The sequence below is a fragment of the Streptomyces sp. So13.3 genome (assembly GCF_005860785.2).
GTDB classification, from domain to species: Bacteria; Actinomycetota; Actinomycetes; order Streptomycetales; family Streptomycetaceae; genus Actinacidiphila; species Actinacidiphila fildesensis.
Genome location: NZ_CP048835.1, coordinates 7639075 through 7655709, shown reverse-complemented (window position 1 = coordinate 7655709; position 16635 = coordinate 7639075). Strand labels below are relative to the sequence as shown.

The following is a 16635-nucleotide window of genomic DNA, read 5'->3' as shown; positions in this document are numbered from 1 at the left end:
GTACAGGGTGGGGCTTCCGTCCCACCCGCTGTGCGCGGGTGGGACGGAAGCCCGGTGATGATGCTGTGCCAGGTTTCCGATCAGGGCAGTTGGTACTGGGCGTTGAGGACGGCGCCCTTCTGCGGGAAGGCCTGGTCGTAGCCGTGGTCGTCGCACTGGAGTCCGCCGACGATGCAGTGGGTGATCATCGCGGCGAGCGTCCTGGTGTCCCAGGCGTTGAAGAAGTCGTAGTGGAAGGAGAAGCCCCGTCCACTGGACAGGTGGACCTGGGACATGTCGCCGCTGACCGGGAACGCCATTTTGAACTCGATCATCGGCAGGGCGACGGGGTGGTCGGTGGGGCAGACGCCGTTGACCGGGTAGGCCATGTGGCTCTTGTGGTCGGGGGTGTCCAGGTAGAGGCCGTTCCAGCAGCTGGGAGCCTGCATCCGGATCTCCAGATTGCTGCCCGCGTCACAGGTCACGGGGATGTCGATGCTGTTGTAGGTGTTGCCGCACTCCCATCCGGCGACGTAGCCGGGGTCGGTGGCGAACTGGGTTGCGGTGGCCTTGGGGCTGCCGACCAGGAAGCGCAGTCCGGTGGGGAAGGGACGGACGCTGGTGTAGTCGTTGATGCCGGTCTTGTAGTAGATCGTCTGGGTGCCGACGGGCAGGATCTGCTGGGCGCCGTTGAGGACGGTGGGCATCCAGTAGCCGGACTTGTCACCGGGCGCGTTGCAGGTGGTGGTGCCTGCTGCCAGGGAGGCGTCCGTGGTGTTGGCGTTGGTGGTGGTGTTCCCGAGGAAGGTGTGCAGGTGTGAGGCACCGGCCTGGCCGGGGTACACGATCGGGTCGTCAGGCAGCACGTGGTTGGAGCTGCACTGCGCCTGGAACTCGTGGAAGTAGGCGTGGGGCGGGTTGTAGGTGGACGGGGTCACACCGGTGATCTGCGGTTGTGCCAGAACGTATCCCGTGGTGGGCGCGACGGCGCTGCCGTAGACCTTGAACTCGTACAGGGAGTAGCCGTACTGGGTACCGCGGGCCGTACCCAGCATCCGGATGTAGCGCCCGGCTCCGGTCACGTTGAGGACTTGGTTGCCTCCGGTGCTGGTCGTGGTGGAGTAGATCGTGGTCCAGGCTGCGGCGTCGTCGGAGGTCTGGATCTGGTAACTCTTGGCGTACGCGGTCTCCCAGTCCAGCTCGACCTGGTTGACCGTGGCGCCGGCGCCCAGGTCGATCTGGATCCACTGCGGGTCGCTCCACGCGCTGGCCCAACGCGTGGTCGAGTCACCGTCGACGACCGCACCGGCGGGGGTCTGGGCGCTCTCGATGGAGGAGGCGGTCGCCGGGCGGGACTGTGAGATCAGCGTCCCGGCGGCACTGGCAGTGCTGAGTGCGCCACCGATGCCGAGCATCGACAGCAGGGAGAACAGCACCGCGAGGGTGACGGACAAGGCGGTGCGCCTGAGGCGGCGGGGACGCTGGGTCCACCGTCCGGCGAGAAGGGGGCGGGGCCTCATGAGACCTACCAATCCAAAGGGGGTGAGTGGGGGTGTGCGCCGTCCGGGGCCTTCGCTGCCTGCGCGGTTCGGGCCCCGGACGGTCGTCTTCTCACCTGACTCAGCTGTAGACGCCGAACTCGTACAGCGAGTAGCCGTATGCGGTGCCACGCTGGGTGAGGTTCAGCCGCACGTAGCGGCCTGTCGCGGCGACGTCGAAGTCGTCGATGCCTCCGGATCCGGTGGTGGTCGAGTAGACGTTGGTCCAGTTGGTGCCGTCATTGGAGACCTGGACCTGGTACGCCTTGCCGTACCCGGCTTCCCAGCCGAGCTGGAAGTGTTTGATTGCCGTGCTCTGGCCGAGGTCGACCTGCAGCCACTCCGCGTCGTCCCAGTTGCTGGCCCAACGGGTGCTCCAGTCACCGTCCGTGCTCTGACCGGGGGTGAAGTTGCCGTTGGTGGTCTGGAAGGACGAGGCTGTGGTGGTCTTTCCCTTGGCTACGTTGGTGCCGTTCACGGCCGGGGCGACCACCCGGAACGAGCGGGTTTCCACCCCTACGTTGCCGTGGCCGTCGTAGGCGTATACGTATACCTTCCAGACGCCCAGGCTCTTCGGCGCGGTGACGGTGAACTGCCCGTCGCCGGTCTGGTTGAAGTTGACCTGCTGGAGCCCGCCGGTGCCGTTGACGTACTTGGTGGAGTACATGAGGTTGTAGCGGATCAGGTCGCCGTTGGGGTCGGTGGTGCTGGTGGCGACGTTGAAGGTGCCGCCGGCCGGGACGGTGGTGGTGTTGCTCAGGGTCATGCTGCTGATTACCGGCGGTGTGTTCGCCTGCGGGGCGCCGCCGTAGTTCTTGGCCACCGAGTAGTAGGCGAGGCGTTTCCAGCGCTCGGGAACCAGGTTGAACCAGATCCCGCCGAAGTCGTTCTCGGTGCCGTAGCTGAACATGGTGCCGCCCAGCGAGACCCCGGTGTGGCCGGAGATGGCGTTCCAGGATGTGGTGTAGCCGTCGCGCATCTGCTGGTCGGTCGGCTGGGTGGGAACCCCGTTGGCGTCGTTGGGCACCTCCCACTCGCCCGCGTCGCCGGCTTCGGTGACGATGTAGGGCTTGGTGTAGCCGCCGTTGGCCCAGGCGGCCTTGACCGTGCCGATGGCGCCGTAGGAGTTCACGGCCATCAGGTCCAGGGACGGGGTGTACTGCTTGTAGTAGGGCCAGGCGCCGGTGTAAGCATCGGTGGAGGTCACCGGGTGGTTGGGGTCGGCGGCGTGGATCGCCTGGACGACCTGCTCCACGTACTGGGCGTAGGCGATCCGCTGCTGTTCGACTGCCGCACCGGTGTAGTGGTCCTGGGTGGTCAGGATGACCTCGTTGCCGACGTCCCACATCAGCACACCGGGGTGGCTCTTGTAGGTGTTGACCCACTGGACGATGGTGTTCAGCGTGTTGGTCTTGTAGGCGGCGTCGTTGACGTAATCGGCGCCCTGGTTCAGCCAGAAGCCGTTGACCACTTTCAGCCCGTTGGCTGCGGCGTTGTCCAGCAGCGGCTTACTGCTCGCGTCGGTTCCCCAGGTGCGCAGGGTATTGACGCCCATCGATTTGAGGTCACGGATATACGCGTTCGCGGTGTCCGCGGACGGCCCCCAGGTGACGCCCTTGACCTGCCACGGCGAGCCGTTGACGGTCAGCTGCCAGTTGCCCTGGCTGCCGGCGACCTTGACCACGCTGGGCGTGGTCGGCACGGGCGGGTCGGTGAGCGGGGCCGGGCTGCTGCCGGTGATCTGCGCCACGGTGACGGCGCCGATGCTCAGCGTGCCACCGGAGCTGGTCGCGGCCGACGGGGAGGTGCAGCCGCAGACGGCGTTGGGGTAGGAGCCGCCGATGGACAGGTTGGCCTGCAGGTAGAAGCCGTGGCGCACAGCTGCTTCCCAGGTGGCGATGCCGACCTGGGACTCGTTGACCTGCCACACCTGGCGGCCGTCGAGGTAGAAGCGGATCTGTTCGTCGGAGGCGGTGCGGTCGATCACCTCGGAGTAGGTGTGATAGCCGGCCTGGCAGCCGGTGCAGCTGGCGAGACCGCTGGTCATGCCGTTGTACTCCTGGCAGTTGCCGTTCGGAGCGGTGCCGCAGTGCAGGGTCGCCGAAAGCTGGCTGCGGCCGTTGACGTCTTCGAGGATGTCCGCCTCGCCCATGGCCGGCCAGGTGGTGGGTGCGCCCCGGTACTGGGAGCCGACGGCCTTGAAGGCCGGCCAATAGCCGAGTCCGTTGACCGGGTTGGGCTGTTTGATGGAGGCCTGGATCAGCAGTTGCCCACCGGCGGGCGCCGCGAAGTCGCTGCGCTGGGTCTCGACCCGGCCGGAGGTCCAGTTGCCGCTGCCGTCCCTGACCGCGGTCAGATTGAGGTGGTTGCCGCCGTCCAGGGAGACGTTGGCGGCTGCGTTGGTGTTGGTCTCGACCTCGCCGGTGCCGTACTTGGCCGGACCGCCGGCGTAGGCGGTGGTCCCGGTGTCGGTGATCCAGTTACCGGCCGACGGGGCACTGCCGGACCCGCCGGCGAAGTTGTCGCTCCACACGGTGTTCCAGTTACCGGGCGGGGTGGTCGGCGTGGGCGTCTCAGTCGGGGTCGGTGTGGGCGTCGGAGTGGAGGTCGTGCCCGAGGTGCCGTAAACCTGGAACTCCCACAGCGCGTAGCCGTAGCCGTTGGAGCGGGCCGTCCCGTACATCCGCACGTAGCGGCCGGTGCCGGTGACGTTGAGTGTCTCCGTGCCTCCTACTCCGGTGCTGGTGCTGTAGACGTCGGCCCAGTTGGTGGCGTCGTCAGAGACCTGAATCTTGTACGCCTTGGCGGCGTTCTCCCAGTTCAACACGATTTTGCTGATGTTCGACGAGGCTCCGAGGTCGACCTGCAGCCACTGCGGGTCAGCCCAGGCGCTGGCCCAGCGGGTCGTTCCGTCACCATCGACTGCACCAGTCGCGGGGGTGCCCGCGCCCTCGACCGAGGAAGCGCTGACCGTCCTGCCCTGCGAGAGGAGCCCGACGCCAGGGGTGGGCGGGGAGGTTGACCCCGAGGCACCGTAGACCTTGAACTCCCACAGCGCGTAGCCGTAGTCGTTGGAGCGGACCGTCCCGTACATCCGGACGTAGCGGCCGGTGCCGCTGACGTTCAGCGTCTCGGTGCCGCCCGCGCCGGTGGTGGTGGTGTAGGCGTCCGTCCAGTTGGTCCCGTCAGCGGAGACCTGGATCCGGTATGCCTTGGCGGCGTTCTCCCACTGCAGCACGACCTTGGCGACGTTGTAGCTGGCGCCGAGGTCGACCTGCAGCCACTGCGGGTCAGCCCAGGCGCTGGCCCAGCGGGTCGTTCCGTCACCATCGACTGCGGCGCTGGCGGGCGTACCGGCGCCCTCGACCGAGGATGCCGTAACGGTCTTCCCCTGCGAGAGCAGAGTGTCGTCGGCGTGCGCGGTCACCGGCCCGGCGGCCAACGCGTAAAAGAACAACGACAAGGCCACAACGGCCAGCAATACGTTGCGTACCGGGGCCGACGGCCGCAACAGCGCTCGGGGCGGGGCTCCCATGCGGGACTCCTGACGGGGTGGGTGCGGGGGTGTGGAGGGGTGGGAGTGCTTTGGGAACGCTCACCCGGAGAGCGCTCTCCAACCCACGCGATGGTTGCGCCTTTGTTTCGAAGACGTCAAGAGTTTTCCCAGAAGGCCTGGTTCCGGAACTGAGTGGACATCGACACACCGGGCAAAAGGCGCAAATACGTCGTCGGGATGAGTTCTGACATGCTCACACCCTTGACGCCCCAGCCGCGCATGCGGAACCTTGACTGAGTGGGAGAGCGCTCTCACACGGTGGTGAGTGGCCGCTACGGTGTTGCATCGCGGCGTATGCCCGCTCCGCACGGGGCCCCACACGACAGCCGGGACGTCTGCCTGGCCTGACCCCGGGCAGACGTCCCCTCCAGTGCCAAACGAGCGCGTGCCCCACTACCCCGACTGCCGTACCACCAGTACCGGGTCGAACACCGCCGAGCGGGGCCCAATTACCGTGCCCTCAATGCGCTCCAGCAGTATCCGTGCCATCTCCGCGGCCATCTCCTCGACCGGCTGGCGCACCGTCGTCAGGGCCGGCCTGCACTCCGTCGCCACCCTGCTGTCGTCGAACCCGATCACACTGACGTCTTCCGGGACCCGGCGCCCGTGCTCGCGCAGGATGTGCAGCGCGCCGTGCGCCATCAGATCGTTGGCGGCGAACACCCCGTCCAGATCCGGGCGCTCCGCCAGCAGCCGCAGCATCGACGCTTCCCCGCTGGCCTGGGTGAAGTTTCCCTCCGCATGGGGCACCCATGGCTCCCCCATGCGTGCCATCGCCTCCAGGAATCCGTCCCGGCGTTCCCGGGCTGCACGGATGTCGAGCGGCCCGGAGATCATCACGACCCGGCGGCAGCCGTTGGCGGCCAGGCGTTCTGCCGCCAGGCGCGCCCCCTCGGCGTGCGCCAGATCCACGAACCCCACCGGTACCGGCCGGGTGGGCCGGGCGAACAGCACCGCGGGCACATTAGCGGCGACCAGCAGCGCGGGCAACGGATCGTCCGCATGGGTGGAGACCACCACTGCACCATCAGCGTTTCCCTGCCGCAGGAAGGACACAACCTGCCCCCGGGCCTCGGCGGTCTCCGCCAGCATCAGCACCAAGTGCATCCCCAGCGGCCGCAGGAACCCCATCAGCCCGGTAATCACCCGGCTGAAGAAGGGGTCGTTGAATGCCTGGTTGCGGAACTCCTCCTCGATTCCCTCCCCCGCACCCGAAACCACCAGCGCCACCGACCCCCTGCGCCGGGTGATCAGCGACCGGGCCGCACCGTTCGGCACGTAGCCCACCTGCGCCACCACCAGCCGTACCGCCTCCGCGATGGCCGGATCCACACTCCTGGTGCGGTTCACCACCCGCGAGACCGTCGCCCTGGACACACCCGCCAGCCGGGCAACGTCTTCCAAGGTCGGAACGGTTCCGGTCCCAACAATCGGGGTCTGTCGCGGCGTTTCCACCGTCTTGTTATAGCAGAGGAGGAAAGCGCTCTTCCGGGGTGAGCAGCGCGGTATTCGCCGAGCCACATCCATCTGGTTCACATGATTTCGGCAACCTCGCAGTGGTTTGCCACGCCGTTTTGCGGCGCTTCGCTGCCTTGACGGACGCGCCGTGCCGCGGGGTCTGCGAAGAAGCGCCGACCCAGCGGTTCAAGATCCAGCTCGCACGGCCGAACCACGATGGAGCTGCTCAGGCCGGGTATCGGCCGCGGGCGGGCTCTGCGGATGGGGTGGGAGTACTCCCCCGACGTCGTAGAAGCGTGTCCAGAGCGCAAGTCCCGGCGGGGCTCCGGCGATGAGAACGAAAGATCAGCAGAACATGACAGGTGATTCGCCGTCGTTCTGCGGCGGAGCAGGCCTTCGTGGCGTGCCTGGCGGACGTTGAAGTACACGTAGCCCATCGGGCCGCTGAACAACAGCGCGGCCGGCCGCCTTACCGGCCCCGGTGCAACCAGGGAGCTGCCGACGAGCTGGATCAGGGCGCCCCACCATGCGGGCCAGGTGCCCACGGGGATGGCGGCACCCGAGCCCCCGCTGCCGCCCAGAACGCCGAAGATCGATGCGGACGGCGTGCGAAGGGGTGCTCACTTCGAAGCTGATCTGGCAAGCGCGCTTGCCTCGAAACCTCTTCTCGTCATTCTCCCGCCAGCCCCGCCAACCAGGGCCAAGGGGACTGGGGAGCGGCTGAGGTCGCACAACAGAGTGCGGCACGGGCATTGACATGCCTTGCCAGTTCCCTCAAGACTCCCCGGGAGAGCGCTCTCCCGTCCCTGATCTCAATGTCTCTCACTTCTTCCCCACCCCAACCGTAGGAGCCAATTCCCTGTGAGGCCCACCCCCCCGCGCATGAGACCTGGTGGCGGTCTCCGCCTGCCGGCCCTACTGGCAGCTGCGGTAACCATCGCAAGTGCCGCAGTCCTGCTGCCCCTGACCAGTGCGCACGCCGCCGACAGCCTGCTCTCGCAAGACAAGACGACTACCGCCTCCAGTCAGGAGAACTACGGAACCCCGGCCGCTGACGCGGTGGACGGCGACCTCGGCACCCGCTGGTCCTCGGCAAACACCGACGCCCAGTGGCTGCAGGTCGACCTCGGCACCGTCGCCACCATCAGCAAGGTGCAGCTCAACTGGGAGAGCGCCTACGGCAAGGCCTACCAGATCCAGACGTCCAACGACGGCAACACTTGGACCACCGCGTACTCCACCACCACGGGCACGGGCGGCAACGAAACCCTCAACATCAACGGTAGCGGCCGCTACGTGCGCATGAACGGAATCACCCGCGCCACCGGCTACGGCTACTCCCTGTGGGAGTTCCAGGTTTTCGGCTCGCTGGGTGGACCCACCACTCCGCCCACCACCATGCCGCCCACGACCACCCCACCGACAACGGACTGCGGGACAGCCGACGCCGCGCAAGGTAAGCCGGTTACCGCATCCAGCGAGGAGAACTACGGCACTGCGGCCGCCAACGCGGTCGACGGCAACCTGGGTACCCGATGGTCCTCGGCGAACACCGACTCTCAGTGGCTGCAGGTCGACTTGGGTTCCTCTCAGCCGCTCTGCCAGGTCGTGCTGAATTGGGAGAGCGCCTACGGCAAGGCCTACCAGATCCAGACGTCCAACGACGGCAAGACCTGGACCACCGCGTACTCCACCACCACGGGCACGGGCGGCAACGAAACCCTCAACATCAACGGTAGCGGCCGCTACGTGCGAATGAACGGAATCACCCGCGCCACCGGCTACGGCTACTCCCTGTGGGAGCTGGCGGTGCACACCGGCACCGGCAGCACGCCCACCAGCACCCCGACACCCACGCCGACCAGCACCCCGAGCGGGCCGCCAGTCACCGGAGGCGGCGACCTGGGCCCCAACGTCCTGGTCTACGACCCTTCCACACCGGACCTCCAGGGCAAGCTGGACGCGCTGTTCAAGCAGCAGGAGACCGCACAATTCGGTCCCGGCCGCTACCAAATCCTGCTGAAGCCGGGCACTTACAACAACCTCAACGCGCAAATCGGCTTCTACACCTCGATCTCGGGCCTGGGCCAAGACCCGGACGCCGTCAACATCAACGGCGACGTGACCGTCGACGCCGGCTGGGCCAACGGCAACGCCACGCTCAACTTCTGGCGTTCGGCCGAGAACATGCAGCTCAACCCGGTCAGCGGCACCGACCGCTGGGCCGTCGCCCAGGCCGCACCGTTCCGCAGGATGGACGTCCGCGGTGGCCTGAACCTGGACTCGGCCAGCTACGGCTGGGCCAGCGGCGGCTTCATCGCCGACAGCAAGATCTCCGGGACCGTCGGCAACTACGCGCAGCAACAGTTCTACACCCGGGACAGCTCCATCGGCGGTTGGAGCAACGGCGTCTGGAACCAGGTGTTCTCCGGCGTGCAGGGCGCCCCCGCGCAGGGTTTCCCGAACCCGACGTACACCACGCTGGACACCACCCCGATCTCCGTCGAAAAGCCCTACCTTTACCTCGACCCCAGCGGCAACTACCAGGTGTTCGTGCCGTCCAAGCGCACCGAGGCCCGTGGCGTCTCCTGGGCTAACGGCCACACCCCCGGTACGTCCCTGCCGCTGAACCAGTTCTACGTGGTCAAGGCCGGTTCCACCGCCGCGAACATCAACCAAGCGCTCTCCCAGGGTCTGAACCTGCTGTTCACCCCAGGCATCTACCACGTCGACCAGAGCATCAACATCACCCGCCCGAACACCGTGGTCCTCGGCCTCGGCGAGGCAACCATCGTTCCCGACAACGGGGTCGTCCCGATCAAGGTCGCGGACGTGAACGGCGTACGCGTAGCCGGCCTGCTACTGGACGCTGGACCGGTCAACTCCCCGCAGATGATCCAGATCGGCACCCCCGGCTCGACGGCCGACCACTCCGCCGACCCAACCGTCATCTCTGACGTGTTCGTCCGCATCGGCGGCGCAGGCCCGGCCTCTGTCGGCACCGCCATGGAAGTCAACAGCAACAACACACTGATCGACCACACCTGGCTGTGGCGCGCCGATCACGGCGACGGGGCGGGCTGGAATACCAACCCGGCCACCTACGGCCTGGTCGTCAAAGGCAACGACGTCGAAGCCAACGGCCTGTTCGCCGAGCACTTCAAGAAGTACGACGTCGACTGGTTCGGCAGCAACGGTAAGACCATCTTCTTCCAGAACGAGAAGGCCTACGACGCCCCCAACCAGGCCGCCATCCAGAACGGCAACACCCTCGGCTTCGCCGCCTACAAGGTGGAGAACTCGGTGAGCTCCCACGAGGCATGGGGCCTGGGCAGCTACTGCAACTACTCCACCGATCCCACCATCCGCCAGGACCACGGCTTCGAGGTACCCGTCGTCCCCGGCGTGAAAATGCACGACCTGTCCGTAGTCTCGCTGGGTGGCAACGGCGAATACAACCACGTCATCAACGACATAGGCGCGGCCACCGTCGGCACCGGCACCACACCCTCCACCGTCACCAACTTCCCGTAACCACAGATTCCCGCTGCGACATCCCGCTCCCCCGCGTGGGCTGCCGTCTCTCGAAGAGAGACGGCAGCCCACGCTCAGCAATCGAAACCTGGCGCATCACCGAGGGCGCCGGGCGATTACTCACCAGGTGAGGAAACCTCACCAGCAGAACCATCGAGTCAGCCAGCAACTCCTGCTTGTGCATGGCATAACGGCCCGGCCGCCCCATGCTCTCCATGATGGACATCCCCCAAGGCAGAGCCCCTGGTCTCGGATGTCCGCCAAAACGGATCAAGCCCATCACTCATCACCTCGCCCCGGCTCGGCCGTCCACGCTCGTCGAGAGCCGAGCTGCTTGCTTTGGAGATCCGGTTCCGGTCCGCCGGCCGGGACCTCCGACGGCACCAGAGACATGCATCTCGACTCCGCGCATGCGTCAGGGTAAGCGGCGGCTGACGCAGCAGATGGCGTCCTGGGATTCCGCGTGGGCTCGGTGAGTGCTTCCTGTGGCCGGTCCGTGCTGGGGCTGCGCATTCCCCGTTCGGTTCGCACTCAAGCCGACGGCCGAGTGTGGCGATGAAAAGCAGCGTTTGCCGCCGTGTTGCCGGGTAGGCCCGTTGGTCGCTGCACTACCCGGGAGGTCGTCGGAATCGAGCGATCGACTCAGCGCTGATTCGCAACCCGCGCGCGGGGCTCCACGTTGGCGACTCGCGGGCGGGTTCCCGCAGTGTGCCCCCGGGATTCCTTGAACCTGCGCGCCTCGCATTGCGCAGCCGCGAAGAAGCACGGGGGCACGTGCTTGCCGGAGCGAGCAGGTGGGAAGGCGATTGCGGCAGCGTTATGTCGGCTAACGTCGCGGCAACGCTACTGGCCGGGATGTGGGTAGTGAGTCCTTGACCTCGAAGGCGTCGCCTTCGCCGACCACGGCGACCCGTTGCGCGACTCCCTCCAACTGTGCGGCAACGGCCTGGTTGGTCCACACGCGAAGTGCGGGGTGGGCCTCCAGTGTCGCGCGCAGCCGGGACTCCTCGAAGTGGTCCATGTGCTCGTGGGTGATCAGGACGGCGTCTGCTCCGTCCATGGCGGAGGGTGCGGTGAACGCCCCCGGATCGACGACGACGGTGGTGTCGCCGTGCTCGACGCGTACGCAGGCATGTCCGAACTTGGTGATTCGCATAACAGAGACTATACAGCAAGGCTGTACAGTTTGGCTGGGTACATCGTCGGCAGACTCCGGCTATGCCTAGCAACGCCCCTCACCCCGAGACCCTCGAACTCGCCGCTGATCTGCGCGCCGCCCTCGGCAACCTGGTCCGTTTCCTGCGCCACGGCGACGAACTGCCGCAAAGCCAGGCCGCCGCCCTCGGGCTGCTGGTGCGCGACGAGCGCTCCTACACGGTCGCCGAACTCGCCGAACTTCAGCGTGTCCGGCACCAGTCGATGGCCCGCACCGTCGCCCTGATGGCGCGGGCGGGACTCGTCACCCAGCAGCCCCACCCCACCGACGGTCGCAAGCTGCTCGTTACTGTCGCGGAGGCCGGCCGCACCGCGCTACTCGACCAGCGCGCCCGCCGAGAACGCCTGATCGCCAGCACTATCGAGTCCCGTCTCAACCCGGCCGAACAGCACCAACTCCGCGCGGCGATCGACCTCCTGGAACGCCTGTCCTGAACCCCACCCCGCCTGGAAGCGCCGCTGGAGCCGCTGGCCTGTCGGAGGTCCGGATCCGGCTGTAGGGGAGCTGGTCCATTAGGTTGCGGCCCTGGCTTCCTCTTGGGTGATGTCATCGGCGCGGCACGTCCCGCACACGGACCGGTCGCCGAGCTGCCAGTCGCCGCCGCTCGCGGTGGTCCCTTGCCAGCTTCTCGGGCGCGCTCTGCCCGTTCTTGAGCGCCGGCGGGTATGGGTCAGGACCGGCGCAGCTCGGTGGTTCCGGTGTTCATGGTGGTTCCCCTCCCGGCGTCGAGTGGTGCTCTCCCGGTCCGGTGGGCCGGGGGTGTGGTGTCGGTGCGCTGCGCATCCGGATTCCGTTGGTCTCCGCCCGGGTGCGCGACGGTCTCAGGGTGCCTTGACGGGCTCGGGGGCGGCGCTGACGAGGTGGTCCACGCGCTCGTTTCAGAGCGCGGACGCGCGCTGCAGACTAGTAAGCCGTTCCAGGCGTCACGGGCACCCAAACTGCCACAGCGCTCGGCGAACTCCCCTCCCCTGTACGGGTCTCGGACTCCACCGTTTGGGTCCGGTTTTCGAACGGGCTGGTCAGTAGGGCTGGTGCGAGGTCCGGTCGGGATGCGTCGGGATTCGATCGGGCTGACGCCTTGACGGCCTTGCTTGCAGATCCCATGCTGACGTGTCGGACCTAATGGTTACCCCTATTTGGCTCGCTCGCTTCCCGCCTGTCCGCCACAGTTCGGATGCGGTGAGGCTCCCTGACCGCTTGCGACCCATGCGCCCAGGGGCCGTCGCCTGAGCTCGATTGATCAAGTGCAACGCACCGTCTGGGAGACCGCATGAGCTTGTTCGACCCCTCATCCCCCGGCGCGAGACCGTCGGCCGTCGGTAGCGCCGAGCCCCTGCGCCCGCTGCGTCGGGCCGCGGCGCGGTCACGACGGCGTTTCCTGATCCGGAACGGCTGCTGCTTCGCAGTGGTCATCGTGCTGCCCCTCGTGATGGGCGGCAGTTTCGGGACCGGCATCGGCGGCGGGCTGACCGTCAGCATGGTGGTGTTCCTGGTGCAGGCCGTGCTTCTGGTGGTCATTGCCGCCCGCTTCGATCACGATTTCCGCACGCAGTGCGACCCACTTAGCGCGCCCGAGAACGTCAACGGAGTGGTCCGTTGACCAGCCTTGCAGTTGGCGCAGGGTTGACAGCCACGCCCATCTTCGCCTTCCTGATGACCGTGTGCGCCACGCTCTTCTTGTGCGTGATGTTCAGCTCGTACGGCGACGAACTGAGCGAGTTCTATACCGCACGCAGCTCTTTGACCCCGCTGCGCAACGCCTTGGCCATGTGCGGCGATTACGTCTCGGTCCTCATCCTGCTGGTTGCCACCGGATCCGTGGCGCTCACGGGGTACGACGGTCTGACCCTGGCCGTGGGCTCAGCCACCGCCATGGGTGTGCTGCTGGTGCTGGCCCAGCCACTGCGCAACATCGGTCGCTTCACTCTCGGCGACACCTTCCGTGCCCGCTTCCCCGGCCGGGCCGCGCGCATCGCCGGGGCCGTCGTGACCTTGTCCTACTGCCTCCCCCTGGCCATGGTGCAACTGTCCGCGGCCGGGCGGGCCACCTCCGTGCTGGTCGGGTTGGACGGCAGCGGCGCCGGACAGGTCTGCACCGTGCTGATCGGCGTGATCATGATCTGCGCTGCCGCCATGGGCGGCATGCGCGGCATCAGCCTGCTCCAGGTCGTCAAGACCGTCCTGCTCCTGTGCACCCTGGTCGTACTCGTCCTCGCCCTGCTCAATCATCTGGGCTGGAACCTGAGCGCGCTGCTGAACGGCGCGGCCTACGGCAGCGGACATCCGAACGCCTACTACACGCCGGGCCTGTTGCAGGGGACCAGCTCCACCGGACGGTTTGAACAGTTGTCTCTTCTCGTCACGGTGATCCTCGGCGCGGCCGTCGCGCCCCACCTGCTGATGCGCCTCAACACCTCCCGGAGCGGTGCGGCCGCCCGGCGCTCCGCGACCGGCGCCCTCGGCCTGGTCGTCGTCCTCCACGTCATGGCCGTGGTGCTTGGTCTCGGCGCTGCGGCACTGGTGGGCGCGCATGCCGTGGCCGCGGCCGATCCCAGCGGCAGCTCCGCCCTGCTGCTGCTGGCCGTACAACTCGATTCCGGCGGGCTGCTCCAGGCAGCCGTGGTCTCGGCGGTGTTCATCACCAGCTTGTCCGTCGTCGCCGCGCTCCTGCTGGCTGCGGCATCCTCGCTGGTCCACGACGTGCTCGCGCATACCAGCCGGGACGGGCACATGGCGGCGCCGACCGAGATCAAGGCGGTGCGCTGGACGACCATCGTCATCGGCTGCGCGACCTTGGCGCTGGCGACCATCTGCTACAACTGGTCCGTCGCCTTCCTCGCCCATGTGGTCGCCGCCGTCGGCGCGTCGGCGATACTCCCGGCGCTGGTGTACGAGCTGTTCTGGAAGGGCTACACCCGAACCGGCCTACTGTGGACCATCTACGGCGGGCTCGGATGCTGCCTGCTGCTGCAGTTCTTCGGGCCCGCCGTCTCCGGCGCCCCCGCCGCACTCTTCCCGCACAGCGACTTCGCCTGGTTCCCGCTGCACACCACCGGCCTGGTGTCCGTCCCGGTCGGCTTCCTTCTCGGCTGGGCCGGCAGCACCCTCAGCACACGGCGCGGCGCCGCCCACGTCCCCTACGCGGAACTGGAGACGCGCGCCCTGAACGGTGCGAGCACGTGACCCGCCGGCTGATCACCGGGCCGGGGAGACCGCGCCCTTGGGGTGAGGGTCGGCGGCGGGCGACCGCCGGACGACGACGGGCTCGAAGCGGGTGGCGGCGGCACGCCGGCCGCGTCGGTCGGCGATGAGCGCGAGGGAGACCCCGAGGACGATCCAGCCCGTCAGGACCAGGGCGGGGGGACCTGCCGTGGCTCCGTCGAAGTAGGCGTTGGTGCGCAGGAGACTGCCGGCCGCACCCGGAGGCAGGAGCTGGCCGAAGCCGGCCCAACCGGCGGGGAGCCAGTGGGGCCCGGTGGCCAGGCCCGAGAGGGGGTTGCCCAGAAGCATCAGCATCGCCCCGCCGAGGGCGAACCCGGCCATGCCCAGCAGCGCCTGCAGACCGAGGATCGTGGTGGACATGGCGGTCATACCAAGCACGACACCGCAGGCGTTCAGCCAGTAGCCACCGCCGATGGAGCCGGTGGCGAACTGGAGTACCGCCGCGACAGCCGCGCCCGCCACCAGGGAGAACAACACGGCTCCGGCCAGCCGGGTGCGCAGGCCGCGGTGCCCGGGAAAGACGCCGCCCAGGATCAGCGCGGGAAAGATGCCACCGAAGATCATGGGCATCAGCGCCGCGGTCAGCCCCGCGCCACGCGGATCGTCCGCGGTGAAGGGCACCACGTCGTGGACGGACACGGATGTGCCCTGTTCCGCGGCGAGAGTCTTGGCCAGTGTGGTCAGGGCACCGGTCGCGGAGGGGGCTCCGGCGGTGGCGGTGTAGACGTCGAGTCCGCCCGCGTGCGGTGCCAGACCGCCGACGAGATCCTGATCCTCGACCGCCGACGTGAGATCCGAGGCGCTGCCGTAGACCTTGACGTCCCAGGTGTCGCCGCCCAGGCCTTGCTGCAGGCCGTGCGTGGCCTGCTGGGTGCCGGCGATCCCGATGGGGATGCGGTGCGGGCCGCTGTGCAGGGAGGGCAGCGCGAAGGCGCACAGCATGGTGGTGATCAGCGCTGCCAGGCCGAGGACGACCAGGACGAGCTTGCGGTGCGTGGCCGTGGATGCGGGGGCGAAGTTGTCCATGAAGATCATTCCGATCGCCGGATCCGCCCTGCGGGCAGGGCGGCAGCACTCGTGACGGACGGGGGCGTGGGCGCGGCGAAGCCGACGCAGGAGAGCGCAGGCTCACGTGATACTTGAGTACACCCTATCTAGATACAAGTGTCAATTCCGTAGCGAGCCCGTACCTCCCTGCGGATCGGCATCCGGAATCATCAGCAGCGTCTACCCCTGCGGGCGCGCGCCGTCCTCCGCCGTCGGCAGAGCGACGGCACGCAGGAACGCTTGGGCGAACGTCTCGATGGCCTCGTCCCTCGTGGTCAGGTACTCGGCAGCCACCTGACTCGTGACGGGCCGCAGGAGGAGGTGCAGGAGAAGCGGGCTGACCATCTGCTGGGTCAACAGCAGCAGGGGCAGGTCACGGATGCGCCCGGCGGCCACTTCCGTCGCAAGCCACTCGCCGAGGCCGGCCAGCATGCGGGGAGTCAGGTTCTGAAAGGCGAATTGGACGTTCTTGTCGTGCGGCCGGGCAAAGACCTCGGCCAGGAGGGCCGGCAGGACCCGCGGCTCCCGCTCCATGGCGTTGCCGAGCAGGCGGTAGAGCTGGTGCACGGTCTCTTCCAGGCCGCCGTGCGGCCCGGCCAGAAACGCCTCGACGTCGACGATCGGACTGTAGCGCTCGAACACGGCCCGGAGGAGTTCGTCACGCCCTCCGAACGTCACGTAGAGGCTGGGCACCGAGCACCCGGCCGCAGCCGCGACCCGCTCGAAGGTGACCTTCCCCAGGCCTTGCTCGCTGATCAGAGCACCCGCCGCCTCGATGGCACGGTCCCTGACCGGCTTTCGGCCCCCGGGATCAACGCCCGCGGCCCGCAGCGCTTCGTCCAGGGAACGCCGGCTGCCTCCCAGTCTGCGCAGCAGTGTACTGCGGGACATGCCGGCCTCCCGGGCGATGTCCCGCAAGGTCACGTCGGCCGGAGCCAAACCGCTCGCATCCGCGGCTCGCAGAGTGGCTTCCACGATCGATGGGGGGACGGTGCCGGCCGCTGGCTCATTGATACGTGACATATCGCCCACTATAACTTCTACTTGCATACCGGACTGGATGCCGGGATCGCACGCGGCCCGAC

At 67.7% G+C, this 16635-nt stretch carries 10 protein-coding genes; 4 read left to right on the top strand and 6 right to left on the bottom strand.

Translation table 11 applies throughout. The features are described from left to right. Window positions 1-80: 80 nt before the first annotated feature. From C8250_RS34295 to C8250_RS34285, 3 genes are all read right to left on the bottom strand, one after another. Complete coding sequence (locus tag C8250_RS34295; RefSeq protein ID WP_244809534.1) at window positions 81-1433, bottom strand: DUF1996 domain-containing protein; 1353 nt, start codon at window positions 1431-1433, stop codon at window positions 81-83. Between the two features lie 166 nt (window positions 1434-1599). Continuing rightward, the gene (locus C8250_RS34290) at window positions 1600-5052 is read right to left on the bottom strand and encodes a discoidin domain-containing protein (protein ID WP_138353669.1); all 3453 of its coding nucleotides are present in this window, start codon (window positions 5050-5052) and stop codon (window positions 1600-1602) included. A 414-nt stretch (window positions 5053-5466) separates the two neighbouring features. Further along, on the bottom strand, window positions 5467-6609 hold the full coding sequence (locus tag C8250_RS34285) for a LacI family DNA-binding transcriptional regulator (protein WP_244809532.1): 1143 nt from the start codon (window positions 6607-6609) through the stop codon (window positions 5467-5469). Window positions 6610-7413: 804 nt separating this feature from the next. Between C8250_RS34285 and C8250_RS34280 the strand changes: the two genes are divergently transcribed. Continuing rightward, window positions 7414-10065, top strand: coding sequence for a discoidin domain-containing protein (locus C8250_RS34280; RefSeq protein ID WP_138353668.1), 2652 nt, complete (start codon window positions 7414-7416; stop codon window positions 10063-10065). 826 nt (window positions 10066-10891) lie between these two features. Here the strand turns inward: C8250_RS34280 and C8250_RS34275 are convergent. Then, entirely contained in the window at window positions 10892-11221 is a 330-nt protein-coding gene (locus C8250_RS34275) for an MBL fold metallo-hydrolase (protein ID WP_138353667.1), read from the bottom strand. 62 nt (window positions 11222-11283) lie between these two features. On the opposite strand from C8250_RS34275, the gene C8250_RS34270 reads away from it, so the two are divergent. The 3 genes from C8250_RS34270 (at window position 11284) to C8250_RS34260 (ending at window position 14464) form a co-directional block, all read left to right on the top strand. Next, entirely contained in the window at window positions 11284-11715 is a 432-nt protein-coding gene (locus tag C8250_RS34270; RefSeq protein WP_138353666.1) for a MarR family transcriptional regulator, read from the top strand. Between the two features lie 836 nt (window positions 11716-12551). Next, entirely contained in the window at window positions 12552-12881 is a 330-nt protein-coding gene (locus C8250_RS34265; protein ID WP_138353665.1) for a hypothetical protein, read from the top strand. A 23-nt stretch (window positions 12882-12904) separates the two neighbouring features. After that, window positions 12905-14464, top strand: a complete 1560-nt coding sequence (locus tag C8250_RS34260; protein ID WP_138353664.1) for a cation acetate symporter — start codon at window positions 12905-12907, stop codon at window positions 14462-14464. Between the two features lie 12 nt (window positions 14465-14476). Here C8250_RS34260 and C8250_RS34255 read toward each other — a convergent pair whose 3' ends face one another. Together C8250_RS34255 and C8250_RS34250 are read right to left on the bottom strand one after the other, a co-directional pair. Then, window positions 14477-15529 carry a hypothetical protein gene (locus tag C8250_RS34255; RefSeq protein ID WP_187145089.1) on the bottom strand — a complete coding sequence of 351 codons (1053 nt, stop codon included), beginning with the start codon at window positions 15527-15529 and terminating at the stop codon, window positions 14477-14479. 201 nt (window positions 15530-15730) lie between these two features. After that, complete coding sequence (locus C8250_RS34250) at window positions 15731-16525, bottom strand: TetR/AcrR family transcriptional regulator (protein WP_244809531.1); 795 nt, start codon at window positions 16523-16525, stop codon at window positions 15731-15733. Between the last annotated feature and the right edge of the window lie 110 nt (window positions 16526-16635).

Excerpts from the sequence above, each read along its gene's own strand:
- C8250_RS34290 (WP_138353669.1), bottom strand. The coding sequence starts at position 5,052 with ATGGGAGCCCCGCCCCGAGCGCTGTTGCGGCCGTCGGCCCCGGTACGC.
- C8250_RS34280 (WP_138353668.1), top strand. The coding sequence starts at position 7,414 with ATGAGACCTGGTGGCGGTCTCCGCCTGCCGGCCCTACTGGCAGCTGCG.
- C8250_RS34275 (WP_138353667.1), bottom strand. The coding sequence starts at position 11,221 with ATGCGAATCACCAAGTTCGGACATGCCTGCGTACGCGTCGAGCACGGC.
- C8250_RS34270 (WP_138353666.1), top strand. The coding sequence starts at position 11,284 with ATGCCTAGCAACGCCCCTCACCCCGAGACCCTCGAACTCGCCGCTGAT.
- C8250_RS34265 (WP_138353665.1), top strand. The coding sequence starts at position 12,552 with ATGAGCTTGTTCGACCCCTCATCCCCCGGCGCGAGACCGTCGGCCGTC.
- C8250_RS34255 (WP_187145089.1), bottom strand. The coding sequence starts at position 15,529 with ATGGACAACTTCGCCCCCGCATCCACGGCCACGCACCGCAAGCTCGTC.